We start from the raw sequence: 5,716 nt of genomic DNA, 5'->3' as shown, positions 1-5,716 counted from the left end.
TGGGTCAGCACGCAGATCACCGTGCGCTCGTCCACCTCGACCGAGGCCAGGTAGTCGTGCGGCCACCTCACCACCACCTCGTCGGCCTCGGGGAACCGCCGGGCCGTCGCGAAGATCGGCCGCGCGTCGCACACCGTGACGTGATAACCCAGGAACTTGCCCACCCTGGCCACCGCCGCGGCGAAGTCGATCGCCCCGAACACCAGCATCCGCGGCGGCGGCGCGAACGCCTGCACGAACACCGCCAGATCGTCCAACCGCCGCTCCCCCTGCGGCCCGTAACGCCGCAACCCCGTCACGCCCTGCGCCAGCATGCCGCGGGCGTCGTCGTCCACGGCGTCGTCCAGCCGAGCCAATCCCAGCGTCCCAGCCGAACGATCCGGCCAGACCACCCTGCGCGCCCCGATCCGTCCCGGACCCGACACCACCGTCGCCACCGCCACCGGCTCGCGCGCCTCCACCGACGCGGCGATGTCGCCCAGCTCGGGGAACGTCTCCGCCGACACCGGCTCCACGAAGACGTCGATGATGCCGCCACAGGTCAGACCCACGGCGAAGGCGTCGTCGTCACTGACGCCGTACCGCTGCAAGACCGGCTCACCGACGTCGGTGGCGAGCTCGAACACCGCGCCCTCGACGCAACCGCCCGAGACGCTGCCGACCACCTCCTCGCCGCGCACCGCCATCGACGCCCCCGGCGGACGCGGCGCGCTGCTCCACGTGCCCACCACCGTCGCCAGCCCGAAACCGGCGCCCGAGCGCCACCACCGCATGATCTCCGGCAGCACGTCACGCATGCGCGAGCCTTTCGCTGAGTTCCTCGTACGCGGCCCGGCTCGGATCGTCGGGACAGGCAGGGCCGCAAGCGGCTGCCGATTAGAACATGACGCCTTTCTCGTTATCCACGGGTGGATAACACCACGATGAACGACCGCTCCGGACGGATATCGAGGAAATCGCGGACTATGCTCCCGGGTGTTGTCTTTCAGATATCTGAATAGCTTGTCATGCCGGTAGTCCGAAGCACCCTCATCGGCACGTGACGCCCGCGCCCATCGGCGTTCCGGCGGCTTTCACCACCATTCTTGCGTACCGAGAAAGAGCAAGAAAACCATCATGGAGCAGAAGATCACGCTACGTGTGGACGGAAAAGAGCGCACGCTCACCGTCGACACGCGTACGACCCTGCTGGACGCGCTGCGCGAACGCCTCGGGGTCACCAGCGCCAAGAAGGGCTGCGACCACGGGCAGTGCGGGGCGTGCACGGTCATGCTCGACGGCCGCCGGGTGACCAGCTGCCTGGTGCTCGCCGTGGCCGGCGACGGCGCCGAGGTCGTCACGGCCGCCGGCCTCGCCGACGGCGACGACCTGCACCCCGTCCAGAAGTCGTTCGTGGCCGAGGACGCCTTCCAGTGCGGCTACTGCACGCCCGGACAGATCGTGTCCGCGGTCGCGATGCTGCGCGAGGCCAAGGAGGGCTGGCCGAGCGTGGTGAGCGACGACCTCGACGCCGACCGGGTCGTGCTCGACCGCGCGGAGATCGCCGAACGGATGAGCGGCAACCTGTGCCGGTGCGCCGCGTACGTCAACATCGTGACGGCGATCGAGAAGGTGACCCGACCGTGAAGCCGTTCGCCTACCAGCGCGCCAAGGACGTCGAGTCCGCCGTCACCACCGTGGCCGCCCGGCCCGAGGCGAGCTTCCTCGGCGGCGGCACGAACCTCGTCGACCTGATGAAGATGGAGGTGCTCAAGCCCGAGCTGCTCGTCGACGTCCGGCACCTCGTGTCCCGCACGATCGAGCCGGCACACGGGGGCGGGCTCCTGATCGGCGCGGGCATGTCCAACAACGAGCTGGCCGCCGACCGGCGGATCCGGCGCCGCTACCCGATGCTGTCGCAGGCGCTGCTGTCGGGGGCGTCGTACCAGCTGCGTAACCTCGCCACGGTCGGCGGGAACTTCCTGCAGCGCACCCGCTGCCCGTACTTCCGTGACGTCACCATGCCGTGCAACAAGCGCGAGCCCGGCACGGGCTGCGCCGCGCGGGACGGTGTCCAGCGCGACCTCGCCGTGCTCGGCGCCGACGCGTCGTGCGTCGCCACGCACCCGTCCGACATGGCGGTGGCCATGGCCGCGCTCGACGCGGTGCTGCACACCGTCGGGCCCTCCGGCGAGCGGACCATCCCGGTCAACGAGCTGTACCGCTCCCCCGCCGAGGGACCGCAGCGCGACACCGTCCTGGAGCGGGGCGAGCTCATCACCGCCGTCGAGCTGCCGGCCGCGCCGGTCGCGGCCCACTCGCGCTACCGCAAGGTGCGCGACCGCGCGTCGTACGCGTTCGCGCTGGTGTCCGTCGCCGCCGCGCTGGAGGTACGGCACGGCTCGGTGACGCAGGTCCGCCTCGCGCTCGGCGGCGTGGCGCACAAGCCCTGGCGGGCGACCACGGCCGAACGCGCGCTGGTCGGGCGGCCCGCGACCGAGGCCGGCTTCCGCGCCGCCGCCGAGGCCGAACTCGCCGCGGCGCGGCCGCTCGCGGGCAACGCGTTCAAGGTACCGCTCGCCCGCAACACCATCGTCAGCATGCTGCGCGACCTCACGGAGGGGGCATGACCAGCCCGAACGAGACCAACGAGCCTTCCCGCCGCGCCGTGCTCAAGGCCGGCGTCGCCGGCCTGGGCGCCACCATGGTGCCGTTCGGGGCCTTCGAGGCCCTCGGGGCGGAACCGGCTCAGGCGGCGGGACCCGTCACGGCCCCGCCCGCCGCGGCCTCCCGCGGCGGCATCGGCGCGGCGCTCAAGCGAGTGGAGGGCCCGCTGAAGGTACGCGGCGCCGCCACGTACGCCTTCGAGTGGCCCGTCGAGAAACCGGCCTACCTCTACCCGCTGCTCTCCACCATCGCCTCCGGCCGCGTCACCTCGGTCGACACGCGCGCGGCGCTGGCCGAGCCGGGCGTGCTCGGCGTGCTGACCCACCTGAACGCTCCCCGGCTGGCGTGGGCCGACGAGCCCGAGGTGGCGCTCCTGCAGTCGGACAGGGTCGCCTACCACGGGCAGATCGTGGGCGCGGTCATCGCCGACGGCATCGAGACCGCCAGGTACGCGGCCGGGCTGGTCAAGCTGGAGTACGCCGCGGAGCCGGTCGACGTCGATCTGCGGACCGACCGCGACGACCTCCGCAAGCCCCAGCACGCCCAGGGCTTCGGCCAGCTGCCCGGCGACCTCATGAACGGCGCGCCCGCCGACACGTCCGCCGGCGACTTCGCGGCCGGGCTGGCCTCGGCGGTCCACCGGGTGGACGCCACGTACACCACTCCCGTCCAGCACCACAACCCCATGGAGCCGCACGCCGCCGTCGCCACCTGGACCGACGACGAGATCACGCTCTACTGCGGGTCGCAGGGCGTCTCCACCCCGCAGGAGCTCCTGACCAGGGCGTTCGGCCTGGAGGCGGGGCGCCTGCGCCTCATCTCCCCGTACGTCGGCGGCGCCTTCGGCTCCAAGGACTTCTCCGCGCTGTGGGGCACGCTCGCCCTCATGGGCGCGCGGCTCGTCCCCGGCCGGCCGGTGAAGCTGTCGTTCACCCGGCAGCAGATGTTCACGCTGGTGGGCCACCGTCCGGCCGCGATCCAGCGGGTGCGGCTCGGCGCCGACGCCCGCGGCAGGCTCGTGGCGATCTCGCACGACGCCGTCCAGGAGACCGCCAAGGCCAAGCAGTACGCCGAGCAGACGGTCCAGGCCAGCCGGTCGATGTACGCCGCGCCGAACCGGCGCACCAGCACGCGGATCGCCCTCCTGGACGTCCCCATCCCGACGATCATGCGCGGTCCCGGCGAGGCCACGGGCATGTTCGCGCTGGAGTCGGCCATGGACGAGCTCGCCGAGAAGATGGGCCTCGACCCGATCGAGCTGCGCCTGCTCAACGAGCCGCAGACCCACCCCGAGACCGGGCAGCCGTTCTCCAGCCGCCACCTGAAGCAGTGCTTCGAGGAGGGCGCCCGCCGGTTCGGCTGGAAGAACCGCGCCAGGAAGCCCCGTACGCGCAGGAAGGACGGCTGGCTGATCGGGACCGGTGTGGCCGCCGCGACCTACCCGTCACCCCGCCTGCCGGGCAGCACCGCCTTCGCGCGCGTCGACCGGGACGGCCGCTACACCGTACGGATCGCCGCCGCCGACATCGGAACCGGCACCTGGACGACGCTCGCCCAGATCGCCGCCGAGGCGCTCGGCGTCCCGCAGAACCGCGTGACGCTGCAGATCGGCGACTCGTCGTACCCGCGCGCGTCCAGCGGCGGCTTCTCCTCGGGCATGAACAGCTGGGGCACGACCGTCTACGAGGCCGCGCGCGCCCTGCACGCCGCCGTGGACGAGCACGGCGGCAAGGTGCCGCCCGAGGGCATCGAGGTCACGGTCGGCATGCCCGACGACCCAAGGCTGCGGCAGTACGAGTTCGGCAGCTACGGCGCGCAGTTCGCCGAGGTACGGGTGCACGAGGACACCGGCGAGATCCGCGTGCCGCGCCTGCTCGGCGTGTTCGACGTGGGCCGGGTCATCAACCCGGTGACGGCCCGCTCGCAGCTGCTGGGCGGCATGACGTGGGGCCTTTCCATGACGCTGCACGAGGAGACCGCGCTCGACCACCGCTACGGGCACTTCGTCAACAACGACTTCGGCGGGTACCACATCGCGGCCAACGCCGACGTCGGCTCGATCGAGGTGCACTTCCTCGACGTACGTGACCCGCACATCAACCCGATGGGCTCCAAGGGCGCGGGCGAGATCGGCATCATCGGCACGGCGGCGGCCATCGCCAACGGGGCCTACAACGCGACCGGCGTCCGCGTCCGCGACCTGCCCCTCACCCTCGACAAGTTCCTGTGACCGCCCGCGGCGCCCGGCACACCCGTGCCTGGCGCCGTGGGTGCCGAGGCGCCCGTCGTCCCGGCTAGCCGACGCGGAGGAGGTACATGTGGAGGTCGTTCAGGTTGTTGCTCGGGTTGTAGGTGCAGTAGTAGAAGTAGCCCGAAATGCTGACGCCCTCCTCGTCCTCACACTGCTTGCAGTTGGGGTAGCTCCTGATGAACCTGCTGGGGGGCGTGGCCTGGGTCGGGAAACCACAGGTGTTGGCGGCGAATGCCGGCGTCGGTGAGACAACAGCCGGGGTGAACGCCGCCACAAAGACAGCGACCGACGCGAGGACCTTTTTTGTTATTGCCATGAATCCTCCTGTCAAGAGTGTATGGACAATTCAGTCCGGCAAACAATCGCCGAACCCGGTGCAAGTACCGTATAACGCGCTTATCGGGGTGACCAGTGGCCACGGAAAACACGTCCGCACGGCATCCTGCCGCTATCCCAGGGAAATGCGGAAAGGTCCCGGCAGGGTCGTTGACCTCGGTATATCGCCGCTACACAGGCTGAATTCGTAGAGTCAGAGAGTCGTGACGGTCCGCCGTTGTAGGTGTACGACCGATGTATGCGCTACGGGCAACGAGGCGGGTACACCCCCGCAGAGCAGGAACGACGGGAACGGCTGCGGTTACAGGCAGCCGACTGGTTCGAGGACGGGCACGGCACCAGACAGATCGCTCGTGAGCTGCGAGTCCATGAGCGGACAGTGGCCAGATGGCGCAAGTCCTGGCGGGAGGGCGGCACCGAGGCGCTGCGCTCGAAAGGGCCGGTCTCACGCGAAAAGCTGACACCGGCGCAGTGGGCATGGCT

Annotated in this window: 6 protein-coding genes; 4 read left to right on the top strand and 2 right to left on the bottom strand. The window is 70.7% G+C overall.

The features are described from left to right. Nucleotides 1–797 (bottom strand): XdhC family protein (locus tag BLR04_RS39240; protein ID WP_090774251.1); only part of this gene is annotated, 797 nt, incomplete at its 3' end. Nucleotides 798–1,116: 319 nt separating this feature from the next. On the opposite strand from BLR04_RS39240, the gene BLR04_RS39235 reads away from it, so the two are divergent. Genes BLR04_RS39235 through BLR04_RS39225 form a run of 3 tightly spaced genes read left to right on the top strand, consistent with a single transcriptional unit; the run spans nucleotide 1,117 to nucleotide 4,876 of the window. Next, nucleotides 1,117–1,626: a (2Fe-2S)-binding protein gene (locus BLR04_RS39235; RefSeq protein ID WP_090774249.1), complete on the top strand. Its 510-nt coding sequence runs from the start codon at nucleotides 1,117–1,119 to the stop codon at nucleotides 1,624–1,626. Then, nucleotides 1,623–2,609 (top strand): FAD binding domain-containing protein, encoded by a 987-nt coding sequence (locus BLR04_RS39230; protein WP_090774247.1) that lies wholly within the window; start codon nucleotides 1,623–1,625, stop codon nucleotides 2,607–2,609. Before BLR04_RS39235 ends, BLR04_RS39230 begins: the two co-directional genes overlap by 4 nt. Further along, nucleotides 2,606–4,876: a xanthine dehydrogenase family protein molybdopterin-binding subunit gene (locus BLR04_RS39225; protein ID WP_245741012.1), complete on the top strand. Its 2,271-nt coding sequence runs from the start codon at nucleotides 2,606–2,608 to the stop codon at nucleotides 4,874–4,876. Before BLR04_RS39230 ends, BLR04_RS39225 begins: the two co-directional genes overlap by 4 nt. Before the next feature lie 64 nt (nucleotides 4,877–4,940). Here the strand turns inward: BLR04_RS39225 and BLR04_RS39220 are convergent, their stop codons facing one another. After that, the gene (locus tag BLR04_RS39220; protein WP_090774245.1) at nucleotides 4,941–5,213 is read right to left on the bottom strand and encodes a hypothetical protein; all 273 of its coding nucleotides are present in this window, start codon (nucleotides 5,211–5,213) and stop codon (nucleotides 4,941–4,943) included. Nucleotides 5,214–5,471: 258 nt separating this feature from the next. On the opposite strand from BLR04_RS39220, the gene BLR04_RS39215 reads away from it, so the two are divergent. Then, nucleotides 5,472–5,716: helix-turn-helix domain-containing protein (locus tag BLR04_RS39215; RefSeq protein WP_143022451.1), on the top strand; the 245-nt coding region annotated here is incomplete at its 3' end.

The organism is Nonomuraea maritima (assembly GCF_900100395.1).
GTDB classification, from domain to species: domain Bacteria; phylum Actinomycetota; class Actinomycetes; order Streptosporangiales; family Streptosporangiaceae; genus Nonomuraea; species Nonomuraea maritima.
Note: the sequence above shows the minus strand (reverse complement) of the source record. Positions and strands in the feature narration are given on the sequence as shown.